Annotated in this window: 21 protein-coding genes; 8 read left to right on the top strand and 13 right to left on the bottom strand. The window is 63.1% G+C overall.

Annotated features, from left to right (window positions below):
* Positions 1-140 precede the first annotated feature (140 nt).
* Positions 141-1,208 (bottom strand): alpha/beta fold hydrolase, encoded by a 1,068-nt coding sequence (locus M1D43_RS24785; RefSeq protein WP_014527687.1) that lies wholly within the window; start codon positions 1,206-1,208, stop codon positions 141-143.
* Positions 1,209-1,302: 94 nt separating this feature from the next.
* Between M1D43_RS24785 and M1D43_RS24780 the strand changes: the two genes are divergently transcribed.
* Entirely contained in the window at positions 1,303-2,241 is a 939-nt protein-coding gene (locus M1D43_RS24780) for a LysR family transcriptional regulator (RefSeq protein ID WP_014527688.1), read from the top strand.
* Here the strand turns inward: M1D43_RS24780 and M1D43_RS24775 are convergent.
* The 4 genes from M1D43_RS24775 to M1D43_RS24760 all read right to left on the bottom strand — a co-directional run bounded on the left by M1D43_RS24775 (position 2,220) and on the right by M1D43_RS24760 (position 7,295).
* Positions 2,220-3,287: an ATP-dependent DNA ligase gene (locus M1D43_RS24775; RefSeq protein ID WP_127603233.1), complete on the bottom strand. Its 1,068-nt coding sequence runs from the start codon at positions 3,285-3,287 to the stop codon at positions 2,220-2,222. The two genes, M1D43_RS24780 and M1D43_RS24775, sit on opposite strands and share 22 nt — an antisense overlap.
* A gap of 25 nt (positions 3,288-3,312) precedes the next feature.
* A complete protein-coding gene (gene katE / locus M1D43_RS24770) occupies positions 3,313-5,430 on the bottom strand; it encodes a catalase (RefSeq protein WP_010974935.1) in 2,118 nt (705 codons plus the stop codon).
* A gap of 114 nt (positions 5,431-5,544) precedes the next feature.
* Entirely contained in the window at positions 5,545-6,498 is a 954-nt protein-coding gene (locus tag M1D43_RS24765) for a pyridoxamine 5'-phosphate oxidase family protein (RefSeq protein WP_014527690.1), read from the bottom strand.
* 185 nt (positions 6,499-6,683) lie between these two features.
* Complete coding sequence (locus M1D43_RS24760; RefSeq protein ID WP_003527965.1) at positions 6,684-7,295, bottom strand: glutathione S-transferase family protein; 612 nt, start codon at positions 7,293-7,295, stop codon at positions 6,684-6,686.
* Between the two features lie 115 nt (positions 7,296-7,410).
* Between M1D43_RS24760 and M1D43_RS24755 the strand changes: the two genes are divergently transcribed.
* On the top strand, positions 7,411-8,316 hold the full coding sequence (locus tag M1D43_RS24755; protein WP_127603235.1) for a LysR family transcriptional regulator: 906 nt from the start codon (positions 7,411-7,413) through the stop codon (positions 8,314-8,316).
* Positions 8,317-8,322: 6 nt separating this feature from the next.
* Here the strand turns inward: M1D43_RS24755 and M1D43_RS24750 are convergent, their stop codons facing one another.
* The 6 genes from M1D43_RS24750 to M1D43_RS24725 all read right to left on the bottom strand — a co-directional run bounded on the left by M1D43_RS24750 (position 8,323) and on the right by M1D43_RS24725 (position 15,583).
* Positions 8,323-9,099, bottom strand: a complete 777-nt coding sequence (locus tag M1D43_RS24750; protein WP_014527692.1) for a pyrroline-5-carboxylate reductase — start codon at positions 9,097-9,099, stop codon at positions 8,323-8,325.
* Between the two features lie 58 nt (positions 9,100-9,157).
* Positions 9,158-10,234 (bottom strand): ABC transporter ATP-binding protein, encoded by a 1,077-nt coding sequence (locus M1D43_RS24745; protein ID WP_010974930.1) that lies wholly within the window; start codon positions 10,232-10,234, stop codon positions 9,158-9,160.
* Positions 10,231-12,495, bottom strand: a complete 2,265-nt coding sequence (locus M1D43_RS24740) for a glycoside hydrolase family 2 protein (protein ID WP_014527693.1) — start codon at positions 12,493-12,495, stop codon at positions 10,231-10,233. Before M1D43_RS24740 ends, M1D43_RS24745 begins: the two co-directional genes overlap by 4 nt.
* A gap of 8 nt (positions 12,496-12,503) precedes the next feature.
* Positions 12,504-13,322, bottom strand: coding sequence for a carbohydrate ABC transporter permease (locus tag M1D43_RS24735; RefSeq protein WP_010974928.1), 819 nt, complete (start codon positions 13,320-13,322; stop codon positions 12,504-12,506).
* Positions 13,319-14,215 carry a carbohydrate ABC transporter permease gene (locus tag M1D43_RS24730; RefSeq protein ID WP_010974927.1) on the bottom strand — a complete coding sequence of 299 codons (897 nt, stop codon included), beginning with the start codon at positions 14,213-14,215 and terminating at the stop codon, positions 13,319-13,321. Before M1D43_RS24730 ends, M1D43_RS24735 begins: the two co-directional genes overlap by 4 nt.
* A 93-nt stretch (positions 14,216-14,308) precedes the next feature.
* Positions 14,309-15,583, bottom strand: coding sequence for an ABC transporter substrate-binding protein (locus M1D43_RS24725; protein WP_003527981.1), 1,275 nt, complete (start codon positions 15,581-15,583; stop codon positions 14,309-14,311).
* Between the two features lie 207 nt (positions 15,584-15,790).
* On the opposite strand from M1D43_RS24725, the gene M1D43_RS24720 reads away from it, so the two are divergent.
* Together M1D43_RS24720 and M1D43_RS24715 are read left to right on the top strand one after the other, a co-directional pair.
* The gene (locus M1D43_RS24720; protein WP_003527982.1) at positions 15,791-16,039 is read left to right on the top strand and encodes a type II toxin-antitoxin system VapB family antitoxin; all 249 of its coding nucleotides are present in this window, start codon (positions 15,791-15,793) and stop codon (positions 16,037-16,039) included.
* Entirely contained in the window at positions 16,036-16,449 is a 414-nt protein-coding gene (locus M1D43_RS24715; RefSeq protein ID WP_014527694.1) for a type II toxin-antitoxin system VapC family toxin, read from the top strand. Before M1D43_RS24720 ends, M1D43_RS24715 begins: the two co-directional genes overlap by 4 nt.
* Here M1D43_RS24715 and M1D43_RS24710 read toward each other — a convergent pair.
* Positions 16,432-17,511 carry a LacI family DNA-binding transcriptional regulator gene (locus tag M1D43_RS24710; RefSeq protein ID WP_014527695.1) on the bottom strand — a complete coding sequence of 360 codons (1,080 nt, stop codon included), beginning with the start codon at positions 17,509-17,511 and terminating at the stop codon, positions 16,432-16,434. The two genes, M1D43_RS24715 and M1D43_RS24710, sit on opposite strands and share 18 nt — an antisense overlap.
* A gap of 70 nt (positions 17,512-17,581) precedes the next feature.
* Entirely contained in the window at positions 17,582-18,523 is a 942-nt protein-coding gene (locus M1D43_RS24705; RefSeq protein WP_013850254.1) for an AraC family transcriptional regulator, read from the bottom strand.
* A gap of 194 nt (positions 18,524-18,717) precedes the next feature.
* Between M1D43_RS24705 and M1D43_RS24700 the strand changes: the two genes are divergently transcribed.
* The 4 genes from M1D43_RS24700 (at position 18,718) to M1D43_RS24685 (ending at position 24,763) form a co-directional block, all read left to right on the top strand.
* Positions 18,718-20,190 (top strand): alpha-glucosidase/alpha-galactosidase, encoded by a 1,473-nt coding sequence (locus tag M1D43_RS24700; protein WP_003527988.1) that lies wholly within the window; start codon positions 18,718-18,720, stop codon positions 20,188-20,190.
* Positions 20,191-20,428: 238 nt separating this feature from the next.
* Positions 20,429-22,510 carry an ABC transporter substrate-binding protein gene (locus M1D43_RS24695; protein WP_498814318.1) on the top strand — a complete coding sequence of 694 codons (2,082 nt, stop codon included), beginning with the start codon at positions 20,429-20,431 and terminating at the stop codon, positions 22,508-22,510.
* A gap of 115 nt (positions 22,511-22,625) precedes the next feature.
* Positions 22,626-23,639, top strand: coding sequence for an ABC transporter permease (locus M1D43_RS24690; RefSeq protein ID WP_003527990.1), 1,014 nt, complete (start codon positions 22,626-22,628; stop codon positions 23,637-23,639).
* A complete protein-coding gene (locus M1D43_RS24685; RefSeq protein ID WP_127603239.1) occupies positions 23,636-24,763 on the top strand; it encodes an ABC transporter permease in 1,128 nt (375 codons plus the stop codon). The genes M1D43_RS24690 and M1D43_RS24685 overlap by 4 nt, the downstream gene beginning before the upstream one ends.
* Positions 24,764-24,770: the final 7 nt, after the last annotated feature.

The following is a 24,770-nucleotide window of genomic DNA, read 5'->3' as shown; positions in this document are numbered from 1 at the left end:
GGGACACCCGCAGTCCCGAAAGGCGGATGTGGTCCGCGCATCGACCGCGCTCCTTGCCAGAGCTCCAACCTGCCCCCTGGCCAAAAGTTCCGGACGCCGTGCGCAAGTGCGTAGCTGTCTCAATCAAACAGTGAAACGCTCTATCGTGCCGCCTGTTCCAGGAACTGAGTGACCGCCGACAGGAAGGCCGAACGGCCCGCTTCGCTGCGGTCGAGATGCACGAAGTGGGTAGCGTGTGGAAGCTCGACGAGGCTTGCTTGCGGCGCCTCCCGCGCAATCGCCGCTGCATCCTCCGGACGGCTCCAGAAGTCGTGTTGTGAGCGGATGACGAGCACCGGCATCGTCAATGCCGCCGCACTCCACTGCTTGCGGCCGAACGCCAGTTCAAAACTGTCGGCCATCGCGCCGCTAGGAGAGCGGAAGCTCGGCGGCGTTCTCTCCCCGGAGGTGGGGTCGGAGGACAGCGCCATGTCGGCATAGGCGCGGGCGACAGCGGGGTCGCGCCACTCGGATTTATCGGGAACGGGGATGCTCTTGTCCCAGGCCGCAAACAGACTTTCCGCTGTGTTGAGCCGATAGGCGCCAAGCGCAGCCATGTTCAAACTGCCCGGACGATCGGGAGCCTCGAGCGGCGAGCCTCGCCCGAGCGTCGGATGCCGGTCGGAGGCACCGTAAAGGCTGTTGTAGAGGATCAGTCGTTCCACGCGAGCCGAATGGCGGGCGGCAAAGGCGGCGGCCCATTGTCCTCCCGTCGCCCAGCCGAGAATGCTGACCTTGCCGTCGCCGCTCCATTCCGCAACCGCCTCGACGGCGGCGGCGATGTCGGAGACCGCTTCATCGGTTCGCATAAGAGGCGTGCCTCCACCGGGCGGTGCATCCATTTCGTGCGGCCGGCTTGAGGCACCATAGCCGCGGAGATCGACGAGGTAGACCGAAAGGCCCTCCGCAGCCAGCTCGGCCGCGATCGAGCCGCCCGGCACCGCGAGATCGAACGAGGCGACCGATGGCACGCGCGCGCCATGGATCAGCAGAACGGCCGACGCCGCTTGCTGCCGTTCGGCAGGCCGCACTTCGCGCACGAAAAGCCTTTCGCCCCCGGCAAGCGTCACGAAGCGGTCGGTGCGCACCAGTTGATCGTCACCCGCAAAAACCGGCGCGGCGAACACAGTTGAGATGAGGGCGAGGAAAATCGCGTTGAGTCTTGTCATGTCAATACTCCCGACAATCTGAACGCCGCCAAATATTGCCCGCCTCCGCATTCAAATCGATGATGAATATGGGAAACTTTGATATCATCTGCATATGGAACTTCGTCACCTACGTCATTTCGTCGCCGTGGCCGAAACCCTGCATATGGGGCGCGCCGCGCAGCGGCTCGGCATGGCGCAGCCGCCGTTGAGCCAGTCCATCGCCCGGCTGGAAAGGGAGCTCGGCGTAAAACTTTTCGAGCGCGCACACCGCCGGCTTGCACTGACCCGGGCGGGCGCGTCGCTGCTTCCCGAGGCGCGACGGACGCTTCAAGATGCGGAGGCGGCACGGGCGGTTGCCCGCGGCGCGGGTACCGGGACCGCCGGCGACGTCCGGATCGGTTTCGTCTCCGCTGCGTTGTACGAGCTGCTGCCGTCGCTGGTTGTCTCGCTGCGGCAGGAGTTTCCGATGATCCGGCCCGTGCTCACTGAAATGGCGACGAATGAGCAGGTGGCCGCGCTTGCGGAGGGAACGATCGATTTCGGCATATGCCATCCGCCGCTCGGCAGCTCGGAACGACTGGATATCATCCCAGTCGCCGACGAGACGCTCATTGCCGCCATACCGGAGGACGGGCGTACTGGTCCGGTCACCATCGCCGAGCTTGCCCGAATGGGATTGGTGCTCTTCCCCGCCGCCCAGGGCCCTTCCTTGCACGCCTGCATTCTCAACGCCTTCGCGGAAGCCGGGCACGACGTTTCGATTCAGCAGCCGGCGACGCGTGCGCTGACCATGCTTTCTCTCGTTGCCGCAGGGGTCGGTGCCGCTCTTCTACCACGCTCTACAGAGCGCATATCGTTCAAGGGCGTTCGCTTCGCTCCCATCAAAGGTCTGCAGCTGCCCGCCTTGCCTGTTGCCGCGATAGCGCGGCGCCGCCCGCGTCCCTTGATCGTCGACACGGTGCTCGGCGTGTTCAACCACAGCTTGGAAGCAGGTACCGGCGAAGAGAACCGGATTGGCGCCAAACAAGCTCACGACGGCATGATCTGCTGATAGGTACATTGGCGCGGGTCCTTGTCCGGCCGCCAGCGCATGAGCTTCGTACCGTGGCGGAAGCGCCGGTTGCTAACATGGTCGAACCGGACTTCGACGACCAGTTCCGGGCGAACCGGCTCCCATTCGCCGCTGCGCTCGCTGCTCCAGCGGCTGGGCCCGCCCGGCGCTTTGCCGGTGAAGCCCGGCGGCTCCCGCAATGCTTCGAGCTGGTGGGTCAAGGCGGGCCGCTCCTTGTCCGAGATCGTCGCGGTAAAGCCCACATGGTTCAGCAGTCCCTCGGTGTCGTAAAGGCCGAGCAGAAGCGAGCCCACCAAAGAGCTGTCGCTCTCGTAACGGAAGCCGCCGACGACGCAATCGGCCGTCTTCAGCCGTTTGACCTTCACCATTGCCCTTTCGCCGCATTCGTATACGCCGTCGCGCCGCTTTGCGACGACCCCGTCGGTTGCACCCGCCTCCCATGAGGTGAGCCACCGCTCGGCCTCCTCGATGTCGAGCGTGAAGGGCGAAGACTCCAGCATCCCAGCAACGGCGTTCTTCTTGGCGAAGGCTTCGAGGCAGGCGCGGCGGGTCTGGAGGGGTTCACCGGTGAGGATCGTTCCGTCCGTGCCGGCCAGCATGTCGAACAGGATGAGCTTGGCCGGCGTCTCCTGCGAGAGCTTCTGCACGCGACTTGCCGCCGGATGCAGGCGCATCTGCAGGGCGTCGAAGGAGAGGCGCCCGTCGACCTCGATCACCAGTTCGCCGTCGAGGACGAACATGTCCGGCTCCAGCCGGCGCAAGAGGGCGACGATCTCCGGGAAGAAGCGCCCGAGCGGCTTGCCGGATTTCGCCCTTATATCGACTTCGTCGCCGGACTTGAACGCAAGGCAGCGAAAGCCGTCCCACTTCGGCTCATACTGCCATGCGTCGCCGCCCGGAAGCTCGGTCGCGGATCGGGCCTCCATCGGCGCCGTGCTGACGGGCAGGGGAAAGCCGCCCGCCTTCTTTGCCGCGCTTGACGGAGCGGCCTTCTTCGTCGGCTTTCCATGTGCGGACGACGCCATCGTCGACTCCGTCTAAGCCATCGGCTTATTTCAGCTTGACCGAGGGCTCTCTTCCCCAGACGCGCAGTTTACCGATCTCCGTGAGAAAGGCGGCCGCACTCGCAGCGTCGGTGAGTTCGATCGTTCCCTCATCGAGCAGTTCCGCAATGCCGGCCCTTTCGAGAAGGGGAACGGCGGCGCCGGCATAGCCGATATATTTGCAATGCGCGAAGGCGTCGGCCACGAAATCGCGCGCGGTGGCGACGTCGATCAGATCCGTGACGGCCTCTGCGGAAGGAAGCAGGACCACCGCGTCGTAAAGTACCGACGGGCCGCCGTCGAGCATCTGGTGGGCGGCGATGCGTTTTCCGTCGGAGGCGGTGAAGCCGCCGACTTTCGGCGCGATCAGCTCGAAGGCCGCCTTCTCCTTCTCGACCGCCGCTATCAAGGCGTCGAGAAGCGCGCCGTCCGCGCCGTCCGTCGCCAATATCCCGAGCTTGCGGCCCTCGAAACGCTTCGGCCCACGCTGGATGATGCTGAGGGCCGGCGACGGGTCGAGGTCCTGGCGGGTGGCAACGGCCGCATCCGCCGGTTTCGGCATCGTCTCCAGGCCGAGGGCGTGGCCGACCTTTTTCCCCAAGGTTTCATCGATGTTGAGAAGATGCGCGACCATCCGCTCACGGATGACCGGCGTCTCCACCTTGCTCAATTCGAAGGTCAGGGCGTCGGCGATGTGGCGTTGCTCGGGCGGCGTCTGGCTGATGAAGAACTGCCGGGCCTGGCTGTAATGGTCGGCAAAGCTCTCGGCGCGGATGCGCAGCTTCGGGCCCTGCTCCTCGGAAGGAAAATGGCGGAAGCCTTTCATGGGCGACTCGCGCGGGCCCTCGCCCCAGGAATTGGGCTGGTAGTTCACGCGCCCGACGGGGTTGCGCATGGCCATGTGGCCGTCCTGCTGAAAGTGCTGGAAGGGACATTTCGGCGCGTTGATCGGCAGATGGGTGAAGTTCGGGCTGCCGAGCCGCTTCAGCTGCGTGTCCAGATAGGAGAAGTTGCGCCCCTGCAGCAATGGATCGTCGCTAAAGTCGATGCCCGGCGGCACGTTCTGCGTCATGAAGGCGACCTGCTCGGTTTCGGCGAAGAAATTCTCCGGCATGCGATCGAGCACCAGCCGGCCGACAGGCTTCGTCGGCAGCACTTCCTCCGGGATGATCTTGGTCGGATCGAGGATGTCGAAATCGAACTTGTCGGCGAAGTCCTGATCGAAAAGCTGCACATGCAGGTCCCATTCCGGGAAGTTGCCGGACTGGATGGCTTGCCACATGTCGCGCCGGTGGAAGTCAGGATCGGCGCCGTTGATCTTCACGGCCTCGTTCCAAACGACCGACTGCAGCCCGAGCTTCGGCTTCCAATGGAATTTGACGAAAGTGGACTCGTCCTTGGCATTGACGAAACGAAACGTATGGACGCCGAAGCCTTCCATGAACCGGAAGGAGCGCGGGATCGCCCGGTCCGACATGACCCACATGATCATGTGCATGCTTTCCGGCGTCAGGCTGATGAAGTCCCAGAAATTGTCGTGGGCGGACTGCGCCTGGGGAAACTCCCGGTCCGGTTCGGGCTTTACCGAGTGTATGACGTCGGGAAACTTGATTGCGTCCTGGATGAAGAAGACCGGGATGTTGTTGCCGACGAGGTCCCAATTGCCCTCCTTGGTGTAGATCTTGACCGCGAAACCGCGAACGTCGCGGGCGAGGTCGAAGGAGCCCTTGCTTCCGGCGACCGTCGAGAAACGCACGAAGGCGGGGGTTCGCTCGCCCGGGCGCTGGAACAGATCCGCCCGGGTGTAGGCTGCAAGCGATTCGTAGGTCTCGAAGAAGCCATGCACCCCGTAGCCGCGGGCGTGCACGACACGCTCGGGAATGCGCTCGTGATCGAAGTGGAAGATCTTCTCGCGGAAGTGGAAATCCTCGATGAGCGTCGGGCCGCGTTCGCCGGCGCGCAGGCTGTTCTGGTCGTCGGCGACGGGGCCGCCCTGGGCGGTCGTCAGGACGGGCGTGTCGCCTTCGGCGATCTGGTGAAGTTCTCCACCGTTGCCGCGTGTCGCTTTCTGGTCATGAATGGTGGCCGGTTTCGTATTGTTCGGCGCAGAGGGTTTCTTGGCCATGGCAGCACTCCTTGGTCGAGGGCGGATGGGCACGAAACCTTGGCGAGGGAGGTTGGTTCCTTTCTACGCGAAATTTACACGGCTCAACCTGGCCGTCGAAGGGCGACCACCAGATCACGATGATTTTAGTTCGTAGCGGATTGGTAGCGCGTCGGCGCGCCAGACGATGCGGCGTGGACGGAATCGCCAGTAGCGCTCGGCGCCGTCGGGAGGCACGCCGTCCGGAGCTTCGGTCAGGAGCTCGGCCTCGCCGGTCATCTGAAGGAGGCCGCCCGTGGAGAAGTCCGGGAAAGTGAGCCCGGCGCGCGGATTGACCGCGATGTTGCCGAGCGTGTTGAAGAAGCGGTTGCCGACGAAATCCGGGATCGTCAGCCAGCCGTCTTCGCCGGCATGTACGAATCCCGCGGGACCGCCGCGATGGGAGACGTCGAGCTGCCGGCCTCCGGCGAGATCGGCATAGGTTGCGACGAAGAACGTGTCCGCCTGCGTCACCAGAGCACGCGCGGCGGCGTCGAGCCCGAAGCTCGAAACGGGCGGCACGGCAGGCGGTTCGGACGGGTCGCGCAGGAAATGGACCTGCCGGAGCTGGATGTATTTCGGACAGTTGCCGAAGCTCTGGTCGACGCCGAGATCGAAGCCGCCGGCATGCCGCTTAAGCGTGCCGTTCAGCCGGTTGCGCCGGCGAGTGCCGAGATCGATTCCGAGGAGCGCGAGGGGAGCGCCGTCCTCCATGCCCGCCTCGGCGGGGTCCGTCAGCTCCCGCGGGAGCTCGACGGTCAGTCTTTTTTCGTCCGGCGCGTGGAGGAAGCCGGGTTCGCCCGCCCTGAGCGTCGCCCAGGCGTCACCGTCGCGGTCAACCGAGCCCAGCACGACCATCGGCAGAAGCGGATAGAATTCCCGGTGCTGGTCGATCAGGTGGTCGCGCATGACGCGGCGCCCGACCTCGTCCATGCGCGTTTCCACACCCAGCTTCTTCTGCAGGGTGATTTCGCCCTCGTGCCAGGGCGAATGTGCGAGGATGGGAGCCTCCATGACGATTGTTCCCTTGGTTGCGTGAATGTCGGGCATCTGTGAGCTCGTTCGCAGACGCCCAAGCGCACGTCGGCGGTAACACCCGCCGCCTGCCCAACCTCCCTCATTCCTGTGACAAGCACAGGGACGAGGGTGGAGGGCGGTTGCAGTCCTTCGATACGCTGCAAAGCACGTGCCGTGCGAGATGGCATCCCGCAAGCGGACGGCGTCATAACGTGTCGCTAAGCCGCCAGCCCCACCGGCGTCTTTTCGAACTCGACGAATCCCGGCAATGCCTCGGTGCGGGCCAGCCAGGCGCGGATCTCCGGATAGGGCTGGAGATCGACGTCGCCTTCGGGGGCGCGCGCTACGTAGCTGTAGAGCGCGACATCGGCGATCGTCGGCCGGTCTGCGGCAATCCAGCCTCTGCCTTCCAGCTCCTGCTCGATCAGCGCCAGGATCGCATGCGAACGGGGGATCACCTCTTCCGGTCGGTAGGGCGCCTTGAACACGTTGATGAGCCGCGCCTGGGCCGGACCATGGGCGATCTGGCCGGCAGCCACCGAAAGCCAGCGCTGAACGGCAGCCGCCCCGGCGGCGTCTTCCGGCAGCCAGTCCGTGCGGCCGGTCTTCTTTGCCAGATAGACGAGAATGGCGTTGGAATCCGAGATGATCGTGCCGGCGTCGTCGAGCACCGGAACCTGACCGAAGGAATTGAGCTTCAGGAAATCCGCTTGCTTGTGCTCTCTCCTGGCGAAATCGACGACCACCAGCTCATGCTCGATACCGAGCAGCGAGAGGAACAGGCGGGCGCGGTGCGCGTGGCCGGAGAGGGGATGGTGATAGAGCTTCATGTCGGCCTCGTTGAATCGATGGAACGACCTCAAGATGATTGTTATCCGCGGAGTTGATAAGCTCTGATGAAAACACTAGACCATTTCACGTGGCGCAATAATCGAGGGGAAGTCGATGGATCGCTGGCAGGCGATGCGGATCTTCGTGCAGGTGGTCGAAAGCGGCGGGTTCGCGCCGGCCGCCAAGGTGCTGCATATGAGCCCGCCATCGGTCACCCGGGCGGTGGCGAAGCTGGAGGACCTGATCGGGACGCGGCTTCTAGTCCGCACCACGCGCTCGTTGAAACTGACTGCGGCGGGCGAAGGTTATGTGGCCGATTGCCGGCGTATCCTCGGGGAAATCGCCGAGGCGGAAGCCAATGCGGCTGGCAGTTTCACCGCTCCGGCGGGGTTGGTCACGGTAACGGCGCCCGCGCTCTTCGGGCGCATCCATGTGCTCCCCGTCATCCTCGATTTCCTCGATCACTATCCGGCTATGCAGGTCAAGACCATCTTCGTCGACCGCGTGACCAACCTGGTCGACGAAGGGCTGGATGTGGCGATCCGCATTGCCTCGCTCCCGGCCTCCGGGCTCGTTGCGCGCCGGATCGGCTCGGTCCGGCAGGTGCTTTGCGGCTCGCCGGATTATTTCGCCCGCTTCGGCGAGCCCGGCAGCCCCCAGGAGCTTGCCCGTCATCGGATCATCGGGCGCGAGGGCCTCTTCGGCCACTCGGAATGGCTCTTCGGACGCGACAACAATATCCGCGTTCCGATCAGCCCTCGTCTCATCTGCAACACCAATGACGCGGTCCTTGCCGCGGCTGTGGCGGGCTGGGGATTGTCCCGGTTTCAGTCCTACCAGGTGGCACCCGATGTGAGTGCCGGCAGGCTCAAGGTCGTTCTTGCCGACTACGAGCGCGAGCCGGTGCCGATCCACATCGTGCATGCGGAAGGCCGCATGGTCTCGGCAAGGGTGCGCGCCTTCGTGGGCTTCGCCGCCGGGCGTTTTCGGCGCCATGCGGGTCTTCGCACCGAGCTTTGAAGACCTTTACCGGTCGTCGCCGCGCACCCGCAGCAGCACGCGTTCGAGCGCATCCGTCAGCGCCCGGTGGCCGCCACCGCGGTCGAAATCCGTCAGAACCTGCTCGTTCAATCCGCCCTTGGTCGAAAATTCGCGGGCGAGTTCTTCGAGCGGCGTCCCCTCGTCCCGGACCGCCCTCTGCGCGAGGCTGGCAAAGAGCGGCGCGATATAGGCGCGTGCCTTGTCGCGGTGGAGACCCTTCTCGGCGAACCAGGCGGTCGTCCGGTCGAGAATGCCGAGATAGGTCGCCATCAGAGCGCTTCCGACGGCAAGCAGATCGTATTCCTCCCTGGTTTCGCATTCGACCGCTGTTCCGAGTGCCGCGAAGATCGCGGCAACGGCGCGGTTCGGCGGATAGATCGCCGTCACGCCCTCGCGCTCGGCGACGAAGGGCAGGGGGATTGCCTGCGTGAGCTCCACCTCCTCGCCGATCCAGCCGAGAAGCGTGGAACGATCGGTGGCGGCGATGACGCTGACGATCTTCTGGCCTTTGCGGAATTTGAGCTTGGGGATCACGTCCTCGGCGATTTGAGGACGCACGGCGAGGAACAGCACGTCGGCCGCGTCCACCGCTTGCTGATTGTCCTTGACGATCCGAACGAGCGGGAAGCGGCCGGCAAGCCGGGCAGCAATCTCCCGGTTGCGCGGGGAGACGAGAATCCCGGCGACGTCGAGCCCGGAGCCGACGATGCCCGTCACCATCGCTTCGGTGATGGCGCCGGTACCGATGAAGCCAATACGCATCGCTGTTCACTCCCTTGATTCGTGAATGGCGACATTAGATCAATTCCGGAAAACTGCGTCACGAACGCAGCCGTTTTCCCTCTCCGTCGAACACCAGAACCGAAACCGGATCGAAGCGGGCTGTCAGGCGGTCGCCGGTCTTGAGTCCGCGGCCGTTCTTCGTTTCGACGACGATCAGCTCGCCATTGCCGTGGTGGCGGGCATAGGCGAATGTCTCGCCGCCGAGATGTTCCAGCATGTCGATGGCGAGGTCCAGCGCGGCAGGACCGGCTTCATCGAAATGCTCGGGCCGGATGCCGATCGTCACCGCAGTTCCCGCCGCCGCCTGCAGGGTGACGGGGATCTTCGCGTCTCCGTAGTCCGGCAGGCGCGCATAGGCCTGGTCCTCGTCGATTTCGATCACGCCCTTCAGGAAATTCATCTTCGGCGACCCGATGAAGCCGGCGACGAAGAGGTTGGCCGGGTCGTCATAGAGGTCGAGGGGCGAGCCCACCTGTTCGACCACGCCGGCGCGCATGACGACGATCTTGTCGGCGAGCGTCATCGCCTCGACCTGATCATGCGTCACGTAGACGATGGTGGTGGCGAGCTGCTTGTGCAGCCGCGCGATCTCGATGCGCATATGCACGCGCAGCTCCGCATCGAGATTGGAAAGCGGCTCGTCGAAGAGAAAGATCTTCGGATGGCGGACGATCGCACGGCCGATCGCCACGCGCTGGCGCTGGCCGCCCGAAAGCTGCTTCGGCTTGCGGTCGAGCAGCGCCCCGAGTTCCAGGATATGGGCGGCCTCGTTCACCCGCTTCTCGATCTCGGCCCTGGGGACGCCCGCGAAACGGAGCGCGAAACCCATATTCTCGCGGACCGTCATATGCGGATAAAGCGCATAGGACTGGAACACCATGGCGATCCCGCGCTTGGACGGGTCGACATCGTTCATCCGGACGTCGTCGATCGTCAGGTCGCCGGAGGAGATCTCCTCGAGCCCGGCGATCATCCGGAGCAGCGTGGACTTGCCGCAGCCGGACGGTCCGACGAAGACGACGAACTCGCCGGACTTTATGTCGAGATCGACGCCCTTGATGACCTCGAGACCGCCATAGGATTTACGGACATCGCTGAGTTGGAGTTCGCTCATGCGCTCGCCGCTCCGTCCGCCAGGGCGACGAGGTCGAGCTTCGCCGCGCCGAGCCGCGACGACGCGACCGAGACGACGATGGCGCCGGCGGCGCCCGTGGACTCCAGCCAGAAACCGGCGGAACCGCCCTGGAGGACTATGCGGGCCGGTCCGACGAGGCGCGCCGGACCATGAATCTCGATGTCGACCGCATCGTTCAGGAAAGGCTGGACGTTGCCGGCCTGGTCGAGCGCGCGCAGGATGAGGCGAACGCTGTCGCGGCCTTCGGCACGGAGCGTCTTGCTGTCCGCCTCGACCTGAAGCGTCGTAGGTACGGGGTCGGCGGCCATGCGGAGATCGGCGACCGGCTTGCCGGCGATGAAGCCGGTAAATTCCGCGCTCTCCCACTTCATGCCCCAGACTCCGAGCTCGTCCTTGGTGAAGTGGCGGTGGTCGATGACGACCGGTGGATGCGGCAGGTGCGGGAAATTCTCGCGATCCGGGCCGACGCGCTTGGTAAGCGAGCCGTATTTCAATTCGATCTCGTCGCAATTCGTCAGCACGATCAAGGGCAGCACGCCGCCGATGTTGCGCTCACCGCGCGCCCAGAAGGTCACCGGCTTCATCACGATTTCCTCGGAGGGATCGCACTGGCTGGCATAGACATAGGCCGCGAATTTCGGCTCGCGGAACATGTCCATGACGCCGTGATAGCAGATCCGGTCGCCGGAGCCGAAATCCTTGTGGGTGTTGTAGTCGAACATGCACCAGCCGATCGCACCGGAGATGCCGGGATCGCCATAGGCCGCATTCAGCACCTCCAGATGCCGGCGAACATGCTCGGCCTGGCGCTGCTCCTGGTCATAGATCTTCGTCGGATACATGTGGCCGCCGAATTCGGTGATGAGATAGGGCACCTTGCGGGGAAGCCCGGTGCATTCCTGCTGCGGGCGAAGCGCCGTGCGCGGCCGGTTCGCGCCCGGCAGTTCCTCGTTGCCGAGGATGAAGTCGTTCATCGTGTAGACGTCTTCCAAAAATTCGCTGTCGGTGATGTAGCGCACGCCGCCCGTCTGCCGTGTCGGGTCGAGCTCGCGGGCGAGGCGATTGGTCTCGGCATAGAAGTCGTGCGAATCCTGCGACTCGTTGATGCGCACACCCCAGATGACGATCGACGGGTGGTTCCAGTCGCGCTCGATCATGCGGCGGACGTTCCGGATTGCCTCCTGTTTCCATTCCTCCCCACCGATATGCTGCCAGCCGGGGATTTCTTCGAAGACGAGGAGCCCGATGCGGTCGCAATGGTCGAGGAACCATTTCGACTGCGGGTAATGCGAGGTGCGCACGAGATTGCAGTGAAGCCTGTGCTTCATGATGTCAGCGTCGCGCTCCTGGGCGGTGCGCCCCATAGCGTAGCCGACATAGGGAAAAGACTGGTGACGGTTCAGCCCGCGGATCTTCAGCGGGCGGCCATTGAGCCGGAAGCCCTCGGTCGTGAACTCCGCCGTGCGGAAGCCGAAATGCGCGGCGAAGCAGTCGGAGCCCTGACCGGTCCTGAGCTCGACTTCGATCACGTAGAGCACCGGATCATCGATATCCCAAAGGGAAAGGCCCTTGAGGCCGTCCATTTCAAAGGCGAGGCTCTGGCCGGTCGTCTCGCCGGCGACCTCGGCCAGCACTTCGCCGGCCGCATTCTTGAGGAGCGCCGAGATCGTGCCGGAGAAGGATAGCCCTTGCGGATTGGAAAGGTCACACCGGAGGGAGACGGCCTTGGTGTCGGAGAGCACGTCGCGGGTTTCGATCTTGATATTGGCGATCGAAACCGGATCGGTGACCTTCAGCCAGACGTCGCGATAGATACCGGCATAGGTCAGATAGTCGATCCGGCCGCCGAAAGGCGGGATCTCCGGATTTTCGCTGCCGTCGATCTTCACCGTGATGAGATTGTCGCCTTCCAGGAGCCTGTCCGTCAGGCGCGCCTCGAAAGGCGTGTAGCCGTCCCTATGCGCGACGATCTCTTCGCCGTTGAGATACACGACCGCATCGGCCATTGCCGCGTCGAAGACGAGCGAGACCTCGCGCCCGGAGAAGTCCGGGCGCCAGGCAAGAACCCTCTGGTAGGTGAAGGCGCGCTGGTAGCATCTCTCGTCGAAATAGTTGAACGGCAGTTCGACGGCATTGTGCGGCAGGCTGATCGGCTGACCCGCCCGGAGCGTTCCGGCGTCGGCGGCGTCGAAGCCTTCGGAGAAGACCCATGAATCATTGAAGGAAGTAACAGAGCGCATCATCGTTCCTATTTGACTGAGCCCAGCATGCCCTGGACGAACTGGCGTTGCATGAAGAAGAAAACCGCAAGCGTCGGCAGTGTCGCGAGAATCGTCCCGACCATGACCACGCCGTAATCGGGGTAGTAGGCGGAGGCGAGCGACGAGATGACCAGCGTGATCGTCTTGGTCTCATTGGTCTGGAGCACGATCAGCGGCCAGAGATAGTTGTTCCATGCGGTCATGAAGACGATGACGAAGGCGGCCGCATAGGTCGAACGCATGACCGGCACGTAGATGAATAGGAATATCTGCCATTCCTTGAGCCCGTCGACCTTGGCCGCGTCGCGCAGCTCGGACGGGAAGGCCTTGGTGCTCTGCCGGAAATAGAAGATCACGAAGGCGGAGCCGATCGAGGGCAGGACGACGGCGAGATGCGTGTTGATGAGACCTGCCTTCCCCATCATGACGAAGAGCGGGATCATCAGCGCGGCGAAGGGGATCATCAGGGTCAGCAGCATCGCCCGGTAGACGCGCTCGCGTCTTCGCGAGCGGAACATCTCGAAACCGTAACCGGCGAGCGAGGAGACGGCGAGCGTGAGCACGGTCGCAACGATCGCGATCTTGGCCGAGTTCCAGAAGACGAGCGGCACGTTCACCAGCGTGAAGAAGTTGGCGACATTGGTTGCAAAGGCTGCGCCCGGCAGGAGCTTGCCCTTGATGATGTCGATCGACGAATTGGTTGCGCCGAGCACCATCCAGATGAACGGAAAGACGGAGAGGAAGGCCATCAGGCCGAGGAAGCCATAGGTGGCTGCCATCGCCGCGAAACGTCCAAATCCGTTCATCGGTCACGCTCCCTTGCTGCGAAGAACTGCACGAAGGCGAGGAGCGCGACGAGGACGACGATGACATAGGAGACCGTCGCCGCATAACCCAGGTTCGGCATGAAGCGGAAGGTCAGGTTGTAGATGTAGAGCGACAGGGTGAGCGTGGCATTGGACGGGCCGCCCTTGCCCTCGGTCAGGTTATAGACCTCGTCGAAAAGCTGCAGCGTGCCGATCGTCGAAATGACTGTCGTGAAGAGGATGACCGGCTTCAGCAGAGGGATGGTGAGGTGGGTGAGGCGCGCCCAGGCCGGAACGCCGTCGATGCGCGCCACCTCGTAGATCGACTTGTCGATGTTCTGAAGTGCCGCAAGATAGAAGATCATGTTGTAGCCGGTCCAGCGCCAGGTGATGGCAAGAATGACGAGAACCTTTGCCCAGAAGGGATGCGTCAGCCACGGAATGGGCGAGGCGGCGAGACCGATCGCCTGGAGCGTCGAATTGACGATCCCGTCGGTTGCGAACATGCCCTTGAAGAGCACCGAATAGGCGACCAGCGAACTGACGCAGGGCAGGAAGATCGCCGTGCGGAAAACCCCTCGGCCGACGAGCCGGGGATTGTTGAGGAGCGACGCCAGGATCAGCGCGAGCAGGATCATGATCGGCACCTGCACGACGAAATAGGTCATCGTGTTGGTGAGCGCTTTGATGAAGACCGGATCGTTCCAGAGCCGAACGATGTTTGCGAAGCCCGCGAACTTCAGCGTCATGCCGCGGCCGGACTGGAACGACATCCAGAGCGACCACGCGATGGGATAGACCATGAAAAGGGTGATCAGCCCCAGCGCCGGGGCGACGAACAGCCAGCCATTGACGTCGTAATATCGGCCGATACCGCGGCGCGCTCGAACCATGTTCCCCTCCTGGAAGGCCGGACAGCCGGAAATTGGCCGCGGCAAGAGCCGCGGCCGGAAACGGCGGGCGCATGCCCGCCGCCATCCACCGCATCACTGGATCTGTGCGCTGACCTCGGCCTCGATCGCCTGCAGCACCTCGTCGACCGGCGTTCCCTGCGTCACGGCCGGCAGTTGCGCAGTGACGGCGAGATCCGCCTCGTTGGTGAAGATGCCGTAATTGACCGAGGGGACTTTCGCCAGCCAGTCGGAGAAGTTCTGCCAGACCTTCTCGCCGCCGAAGAAGGGGTCGGCCGCCTCATAGGCTGCGCCGCCGCGGGCGGCGAGCAGCGAGCCGACTGCACCCCGGTCCTGCAGGATCTTCTGATAGAAATCGATGTCCTTGGCGTAGATCTCGTTCAGGAAGTCGATGGCTTCCGCCTTTTCTTCGGAGCTTTCGAGTACGTACCAGCTCGAGCCGCCGAGATTGGAGGCATGGGTTGCGCCTTCGATCGAGAGCGCCGGGATGGGTGCTACTCCCCAGTTGCCGGACTGGTCCGGCTGCGCCTTGACGGTGCCGGTGATCCAGACGCCCGTGACGACGGTCGCGACGTCGCCGGAGGTGAAGGTGCCCACCCAGTCGGACCAGCCGTTGGCGGGCTTGTAGATATTCGCCTGCATGATCTTGCCGATGGTTTCGAGCGCCGCCTTCAACGCCGCATTGCCGGCGATGTTCGGCTTGCCTTCCTTATCGAAATACCATTGCCCGGCCGATTGCATGATGATGCGCACGAGACCGGCGTCGTTCGGGTCGAGGCCCATCATCTTCTTGCCGGTCTTCTCTTCGACCTGCTTTCCGATCTCGATGAAGCGGTCCCAGGTGAGATCCTGCATGTCTTCCGGCTTGAAGCCGGCGGCTTCCAGATAATCCTTGCGGTAATAAAGACCCGTGACGCCGGAATCGAAAGGCATTCCGTAGACCTGCCCGTCGAGGGTCATGAGCTCGACCTTGTAGGGGGCGAAACCCGAATAATCGACGGTGCCGGACAGAGGCGCGAAGGCGCCCGGGAAGGATTGAAGATATTTCTGAGCGCCGTAATCCTCGATGAGCACGATGTCGGGGAGCGCGTCGGCGGTGCCTGACGAAAGCCCGGTCTGCAGCTTCTGCTCGACGTCGAGCTTGGCGAAATCGACGATGTTGAAGGTGACGTCCGGATGCGTTTTCGTATAGCGGGCGCCCGCCTCCTTCATGATCGCGACGTTGAAATTCGGGTCCCAGCACCAGATGGTGATTTCCTTGGCCTGCGCCGCGGTCACCCCCAGGAAGCTTGCGCCCGCGAGAGCCAGCCCGGCGATACGCGGCAGATAGGCACGCGTCTGAATGTCCATTGTTCCCTCCCGAAATCGTGTTCCCCGAGACAGTCCTCTCTGTCCCGGCGGGAGTATTTCTCAAAACTCGAGTGGACGCAATTATTTTCAGTAAATTTTTACCTCGTTTTTATGAGCGGCGACGGCGCTTTCAGCCGTCTAGCCTGCACAAGCCATCTTGCTAGCATCGCATGTGTCTCCTATATTGGGGGAAAGGAGTATTGAGGCATGGGTGCCCCACAGCTTTCGGTCCGAAGTGCAAAAGCGCGTGATCTGGCGCGCCGACTTGCACGGCGAGAGAACCGCTCCATCGCTGACATCGTCGAGCGTGCTCTTGAGTTATATGAAACCAGAGAAGCTGGCCGAGAGCCTGCGAGTGCTTTCTATGCGCGCTTGTTCGAGAGTTGCGGCACGGACATCGACCTCGAGGGTGTGATCAGAGAGAGCCGCAAGGCTCATCCGGGTCCTGACCTTTGATTTTCGTAGACACCAACGTCATTTCGGAAACGCTGCGCAAGACACCTTCCGAAGCCGTCATCGCTTGGCTCGTGCGCTATGATGCAGAGCTTGCACTCCCGACGGTTACGATCGCCGAAATCGCCTATGGCATCCAGAAAATTGTGCCGGATCAGCGCGCCGGCCGTCTGCAGCATGGCCTCGATGGTTGGCGGCAGCGCTTCGCCGACCGGATATACGGTCTGACGGAAGAAGCGGCGATGGAATACGGTGAAATCATGGGTACGGCATCGAGGCAAGGCCACGTCATGTCGGCGCCGGATGGGATGATTGCCGCTATAGCCAGAGTGAACGGCGGGCGATTGGCCACGCGCAACCTGGCGGATTTCGCCACGGCAGGGCTCGAATTGATTTCACCCTGGGACTTTTAGAACCGCGTCCGCCGATACGATATCATCTGCCTTGTTCGCGGTCTCGGCCGGTGCCGGCGTGCTGCCGCGCCAGACGATTTCCGTCCCGAAAACCACCTTCTTGGCGACCTCGCGGCCCGAAAGCCGCTCGAGCAGCAGGTCGACGGCGGTTTCGCCGATCAGTTCCGCCGGGATCTTCACCGTGGAAAGCGGCGGCCCGAGAAACTGCGCGACCGGGATGTCGTTGAAGCTGGCGACCGCGATATCTTCGGGAATCCTGAGCCCCGTCTCGTGGATGGCCCTGTAGGCGCCGAGCGCCATATTGTCGTTGCAGGTGATGAGGATCTTCGGCGGATTGGGCTTCGACAGCATCGCCTTGGCAAGCTTGTAGCCGCTGTCCGGCGTCATCGGCTCGACCATGCACAATTCCGGATCATAAAGCCCGGCCCTGGTCATCCAGTCGATATAGGTGCGGCAACGGCGCTCCGAATGGATGTTGTCGGGCCCGTAGAAAGCGTCGATCCAGCCGATGAAGCCGATGCGCCGGTAGCCCATGGCATGCACCGCCTCCAGGAGCCGGGTCATCGCCAGCGAGACGTCGCTGAGCACGGTGTCTTCCATGTCTCCGGCGGGTGCGTAATCGGCAAAGACGAGGTGGCGGCTGTGGCGGCGCAGCCATTCGAGCTCATCGCCGTAATAGTGGCCGACGGCCACCACGCCCGAGGCGCCCTCCAGGATCGTCGCTTCCGGAGGGTTGCCGGTGAGAAAGACCTTGACGACTTCGCTCTTCAGCGCCTGGCAGCGGCTCTCGATGCCAAGCCGGACGCCGACATAATAGGGATCGGCGAGTTCCTGGGCAGGATCGAGGAAGTGCACGAGCGCGATCTTCAGCCCGACGCCGACCGCTTGTGCGGCGGCACGACTGCGATTTCGTGGCGTCGCATAGTTGAGCGCTTCCGCCGTTTCGATGATCGCCTGGCGTTTCCTGGTGGAGATAGACAGTGTCGGATCGTAGTTGAGGACGCGCGAGACGGTTGCCGACGATACGCCGACGGCCGACGCGATTTCCTTGATTGTGACCATTCGGTTCCATCCGTCCTTCTGCCGTGCCGCGCTGGAGTATTCCGTTTAGTAAATTTTTATCGCGGCTTTTTCAATCACAAGCCGCAGCCAACGTGGTCACGGATTCGTTGGTCCTCGCATTGCGGCCCGTGGCAGGTACGCTCGCATACATGCCGGTGGTGCGGAACTCGGTCGGGCTCGCGCCGAAGACGCGGCGGAATACCTTGGCGAAATAGTTGGGGTCCTCGAAGCCGGACAGGATGGCGACTTCCTTGACCGGCAGATCCGCGGTCTTGGTCAGCAGCTTTACGGCCCTCTGCAGGCGCTTCTGCAGCACGAATTCCGCCGGCGGCATGCCTTCGCTGGCGGCGAAGGCCCGGGAGAAATGGGCGCGGCTCAGGCCCGAAATGCGCGCGAGCTCCTCGACCGGAAGTGGCTTGTCGAGATTGCCCAGGATGTGATCGATCACGTGCTGCATCTTCCGGTATTCTTCACTAAGGACCGGATGCGATCCGAAGACATCGTCATAGAGCGCCATCGCCGCCTCATAGGCGATCGCCGAGGCGCTGCCCGGTGTCTCGCCGCCGGCGATGAGGCGCAGGCTGCAGTCGGCAAGATGTTCCACGGTATCCGGCTGCAACCTTATGATGGGACCGGTGACGGCGAGAATGGCGCGGTGGATCCTCAGCGCTTCCTCGCCGTTCATGGAGATCCAGAAGAATTCCCAGCGCCCGCCTTCCTCCAGCCAATAGCGGTGATTGTGGGGGACGAGCAGGAGCAGCGTCTCGCCCGGACGCACGCGGTGGGTGCGGTTTTCATATCGCAGGTTGCCGGCGCCGCCGATCGTGTGCTGCAGGACGGTGAAGGGCGTCTGGCCGCGCTTGCGGCCGTCCCAATCGTAGCTTGCATCGGTCCTGATCTCGTAGCCGGTACTCGTCGGCATCGTGTGCAGGCTCTGGCGTCCCCGCGGCAGTGAGACCGTCCGCATCGCCGGTCCCCGATCGGTCAGTTGCCGCAGCACAGAATTACCCATGAAAGCACAATACCTCTCTAGTCGCGCACCCGATTATACACATAATGCCCCCAGATCGCGCAAGACGTACGGTTATCGCGGAGTTTGACGAGGGGTTGGCGAGGAGGATGCCGCATTGCCGATCCCGGTCAGCCAATGAATTGATTTTACCCTTTTAGCGCGTAGGTCGCAGTCTGAGGAGGAATAGCACGGCCATGGCCAGCTTCAAGATCGCCATCATCGGCGCCGGCAGCATCGGCTTCACCAAGAAGCTCTTCACCGACATTCTTTCCGTGCCGGAGCTCCGGGACGTCGAGTTCGCGTTGACGGATCTGAGCGAGCACAACCTCGCCATGATCAAGTCCATCCTCGACCGGATCGTCGAGGCGAACGAACTGCCCACGCGGGTGACGGCGACGACCGACCGCCGCAAGGCGCTGGAAGGCGCACGCTACATCATCAGCTGTGTGCGCGTCGGCGGCCTCGAGGCCTATGCCGACGATATTCGCATTCCATTGAAGTACGGCGTCGACCAATGCGTCGGCGACACGATCTGCGCCGGCGGGATCCTCTACGGCCAGCGAAACATTCCGGTGATCCTGGATTTTTGCAAGGACATTCGCGAGGTGGCGGAGCCCGGCGCCAAGTTCCTCAACTATGCCAACCCGATGGCGATGAACACCTGGGCGGCGATCGAATACGGCAAGGTCGACACGGTCGGTCTCTGCCACGGCGTCCAGCACGGGGCCGAGCAGATCGCCGAAATTCTCGGCGCCAGGGACGGGGAGCTCGACTACATCTGCTCCGGCATCAACCACCAGACATGGTTCGTCGATGTCCGTCTCAACGGCCGCAAGGTCGGCAAGGACGAACTCGTCGCCGCCTTCGAGGCGCATCCGGTCTTTTCCAAGCAGGAGAAGCTCCGGATCGACGTATTGAAGCGCTTCGGCGTCTATTCGACCGAAAGCAACGGACATCTGTCCGAATACCTGCCCTGGTACCGCAAGCGTCCGGACGAGATCTCCAGATGGATCGACATGTCCGACTGGATCCACGGGGAGACCGGCGGGTATCTCCGCTATTCGACCGAGACCCGCAACTGGTTCGAGACCGAATATCCGCGCTTCCTCGAAGAGGCGGGCCGGCCGCTGGAAACGATCAGGCGCTCGAACGAACATGCGAGCCGCATCCTCGAAGCGCTCGAGACGGGTCGGGTCTATCGCGGCCACTTCAACGTCAAGAACAACGGCGTGATCACCAACCTGCCGGCAGATGCGATCATCGAATCCCCCGGCTTCGTCGATCGGTTCGGCATCAACATGGTGGCAGGCATCACGTTGCCGGAGGCCTGTGCGGCCACCTGCATCTCGTCGGTCAACGTCCAGCGCATGTCCGTTCATGCGGCGATCACCGGCGACATCGATCTCCTGAAGCTCGCGGTGCTGCACGACCCGCTGGTCGGCGCCATCTGCACGCCGGAGGAAGTCTGGCAGATGGTCGACGAAATGGTGGTCGCGCAGGCCAAATGGCTGCCGCAATATGCCCATGCGATCGACGCGGCCAAGGAAAGGCTCGCCCGCGCCACGGTCGCCACCCGGGAGTGGAAGGGCGCCGCGCGTCGCGAGGTGCGCTCGATCGAGGAGATCCGAGCGGAGAAGGAAGCGGCGAAGCTGCGCGCTGCGGGGTAGAAGAGTGGCTACGTCTGCCCGGAATTGCCCCTCACCCTAACCTTCTCCCCGCTGGCGGGGAGAAGGTGGCCGGCAGGCCGGATGAGGGGCAATCCCCGGTCGGGGCGGATAGCAGGGCAAATCGCCCGCAATCGAGATGACGCGCGAGGTCACCTGCGTGAGGAGACGCGGGTGCCACGAAGGAAGAGGAGCGCCGGCCGCCCCGGCTTGGCGAAGACAGGAGGGAGAACCTGGGACAATGAAAACGCATCGACTGAATATGACCGCGAGCCTGCTGATCGGCATATCCGCCTTTGCCGTGCAGGCCTTCGCATCCGAGCCGACCGTGGTGCCCGAGCAGCCGCCCTTTCCGGCACAGGGCAAGATCACCTATGTGTCGCGCGATTCCATTCTCGAGTTCAAGGCGCTGCCCGAATACAGGGAGCCCGAATGGGTCACGGAGAAATTCGTCAAGGCCGGCAAGCTGCCGCCGGTGGCCGAGCGGCTTCCGAAGGAGCCGATGGTTTTCAAGGCCGGCAACATGCCGGACGGCATGGGCGTCTATGGCGATGTCATGCGCCACGTCATCGGTGGCCGGCCGGAAGGCTGGAACTACAGCGCCGGCCAGACTCAAGGATGGGGCGGCATCGACATCGGCATGTTCGAGTGCCTGACGCGCACCGCGCCGCTCTTCCAGGTCGAGGCCGACGATATGGAGCCGCTGCCGAATCTGGCGAAAAGCTGGGACTGGTCGGAGGACGGCCGCAAGCTGACCATGCATCTGATCGAGGGCGCGAAATGGTCGGACGGCGATCCCTTCGACGCCGATGACGTCATGTTCTACTGGGAGGACAATGTCCTCGACTCGAGCGTTTCGCCGTTGAACGGCGCGACGCCCGAAACCTTCGGCGAGGGCACGACGCTCAAGAAGATCGACCAGTATACGGTCGAATGGACCTTCAAGGAGGCCTTCCCGCGCCAGCATCTTTTCGCAATGGCCTACGGTACCTTCTGCCCCGGCCCGTCGCATATCCTCAAGACCAAGCATCCGAAATATGCCGGCACGACCTATAACGAATACAAGAACGGCTTCCCCGCCGAATATATGAACCTTCCGGTGATGGGTGCATGGGTGCCGGTCGCCTATCGTCCTGACGACATCATCGTGCTGCGCCGCAATCCTTATTACTGGAAGGTCGACGAGGCCGGCAATCAGTTGCCCTACCTCAACGAGCTCCACTACAAGCTCTCGACCTGGGCCGACCGCGACGTGCAGGCGATCGCGGGTTCGGGCGATATCTCGAACCTCGAACAGCCGGAAAACTTCGTGGAGTCGCTGAAGCGCGCCGCCAATGAGAGCGCCCCGGCGCGGCTCGCCTTCGGCCCGCGCGTCATCGGCTACAACATGCACATGAACTTCTCCGGCAATGGCTGGGGAGACCCGGACGAACGCGCGAAGGCGGTGCGGGAGCTCAACCGCAATCTGGACTTCCGCAAGGCCGTCACCATGGCGGTCGACCGCAAGAAGCTTGGCGAAGCCCTGGTGAAGGGTCCCTTCACGGCGATCTATCCGGGCGGGCTTTCTTCCGGCACGAGCTTCTACGACCGGAACTCCACCATCTACTACCCCCACGATCTCGAAGGCGCCAAGGTGCTTCTCGAAAAGGTGGGGCTCAAGGACACGGACGGCAACGGCTTCGTCAATTTCCCGGCCGGCAAGCTTGGCGGCCGCGACGTCGAAATCGTGCTGCTCGTCAATTCCGACTACAGCACCGACCGCAATCTTGCCGAAGGCATGGTCGGGCAGATGGAGAAGCTCGGGCTCCGGGTCGTCCTCAATGCGCTCGACGGCAAGCAGCGGGACGCCGCCAATTATGCCGGCCGCTTCGACTGGATGATTCATCGCAACACGGCGGAATTTGCATCCGTGGTGCAGAACACGCCTCAGCTCGCCCCGACCGGCCCCCGCACCAGCTGGCATCACCGCGCTCCGGAAGGCGGCGAAGTCGATGTCATGCCCCACGAACAGGAGCTCGTCGACATCGTCAACAAGTTTATCGCCAGCAACGACAATGACGAGCGAACGGAGCTGATGAAGCAGTACCAGAAGGTGGCCACCACCAATGTCGATACCGTCGGCCTGACGGTGTATCCGGGCGCGCTGATCATCAACAAGCGCTTCTCGAACATTCCTCCGGGCGCGCCGATCTTCATGTTCAACTGGGCGGAAGACACGATCATCCGCGAACGGGTCTTCGTTGCCGCCGACAAGCAGGGCGACTACGAACTCTATCCCGAGCAGCTTCCCGGCAAGCCCGGTGAAAGCGGCCCGATCAACTGAAGCTGAACCGCCTCCGCCGGCTCCGGAAAGGAGCCGGCGAGGGTGCAAGCCCTTCACGCCGCCGCGAGCCGATGCAGGCATGGCTCTCGCGGAACTCGAGATAGAAGGAAACGGCATGTTCAGATTTCTGCTTGTCCGAATAGCCTCTGCCATTCCGGTGCTGCTCGTCCTGAGCGTGGTGACCTTCGGCATCATCCAGGCACCGCCGGGAGATTACAGCGACTACATCCGCTCGCAGCTCATCAATCAGGGCGGCGCCTCTTTCGAGGAGGCGGATGCCCAGGCGCAGGCCTATCGCAAGGAGCATGGCCTCGATAAGCCGCTGCCGATCCAGTACGTCAACTGGATAACGGGCATCGTGACGCGCGGCGATTTCGGCCACAGCCTCTACTACAACAAGCCGGTAGCCGACGTGGTCGGCGAGCGCCTGCCGCGAACGCTGGCGTTGGCGCTCGTATGCCACATTCTGGCGTCGGTGATCGGCATCGCTTTCGGGATCATCGCGGCGACGCGGCAATATTCCTGGATCGACAGCCTGCTTTCGACGGTATCCTTTCTCGGTATGACGGTGCCGCGCTTCCTCATGGCGCTGATCATCGTCTATATACTCGTCTTCCATTTCAATGTGAGCGAGATCAACAGCTTCCATTCCGCCCGCTACGGCGGGGCGCCCTGGTCCTGGGACAAGTTCGTCGACCTCATCAAGCATGTCTGGCCGGTCGTGGCGATCGCCACCTTCGGCGGGCTCGCCTACAATATGCGGGTGATGCGCGGCAACCTCCTCGATACGCTGAACGCGCAATATGTCGAAACGGCACGCGCCAAGGGCCTGAGCGAGGGCGCGGTCGTCATGCGCCATGCGGTGCCGAACGCTTTGCACCCGCTGATCATGTATCAGGGCGTCGTGCTTCCCTACATGCTGACCGGCGAGATCGAGACGGCGATCATCTTCGCGCTGCCGACCGTCGGGCCGGCGATCGTCGGCTCCATGTGGGTGGGCGACGTCTATGTGACGGCGACCTTCATGCTGGTCCTCTCCGCAACGCTGATCGTCGGCAACATCATCGCCGACATGATGCTCGCCGCGCTCGATCCGCGCGTGCGCATGGGAGGGGGGGTATACGCATGACCATCGAAGCCGAAAGCACTCTTCCGGTGGCGATCGAGCCCGAGGAAAAGCACCACCACGAGAGCTACTCCGCTCTCGTCTGGCGCCGGTTGAAGCGTTCCTGGACCGGCCTGCTCGGCCTTGTCCTCGTCTGCCTCCTGATCCTGATGGCGGTCTTCGCCGAGTTCCTGTCGCCCGTCGATCCGAAGGCGACGGACGTAGCCTTCGCTCAGCCGCAGACGATCAGCTTCCGGGACAAGGAGGGTAATTTCGTCTTTCCGCCGAGGAGCTTTCCGGTGCGGGAGACGGAGGAGCTCGATCCCGTTACCTTCCAGCCGATCATCGGACCGGATTACGACAACCCGCAGGTCCTCGGCTTCTTCGTCAAGGGCGCACCCTACAGGCTCTTCGGGCTGATCCCGGCCGAGCGGCATCTGTTCGGTGCCGTCGACGGTACGCCGGTGCATCTGCTCGGCACCGACAAGTTCGGCCGCGACGTGCTGTCCCGCATCCTCTACGGCTCGCGCATCTCGCTGATGATCGCGCTCACCGTCGTCTTCATCGTCACCGTGGTCGGGACCACCGTCGGCATGGTGTCCGGCTATTTCGGCGGGCGCTTCGATGCCTGGGTGCAGCGTTTCGTCGAACTTGTGCTCGCCTTCCCGCAATTGCCGCTCTATCTGGCGCTCGCCTCGCTGATCCCGGTCACCGCGCCGACCAATGTCTTCCTCGCCTTCGTCATCATCGTGATGTCGGCGCTCGGCTGGGCGCAGATGTCGCGCGAGGTGCGCGGCAAGACCCTGGCGCTTGCGCGGATCGAATATGTGCGGGCGGCGATCGCCATCGGCGCGACGGACCGGCGCATCATATTCCAGCACATCTTCCCGAATGTGATGAGCCACGTCATCGTCGCGGTGACGCTCGCCATCCCGCATGTGGTGCTGCTGGAGTCTTTCCTCGGTTTCCTCGGCTTTGCGGTCAAGCCGCCGCTGATCTCCTGGGGGCTGATGCTGCAGGACACGGCGAATTATTCCGCGATTGGTTCCTATCCCTGGATTCTCTCGCCCGTCGCCTTCGTGCTCGTCACCGTTTTCGCCTTCAATGCGCTGGGCGACGGCCTGCGCGACGCAATCGACCCCTATTGAGGAGCAT

This window comes from Ensifer sp. R1-3 (genome assembly GCF_056739175.1).
Note: the sequence above shows the minus strand (reverse complement) of the source record. Positions and strands in the feature narration are given on the sequence as shown.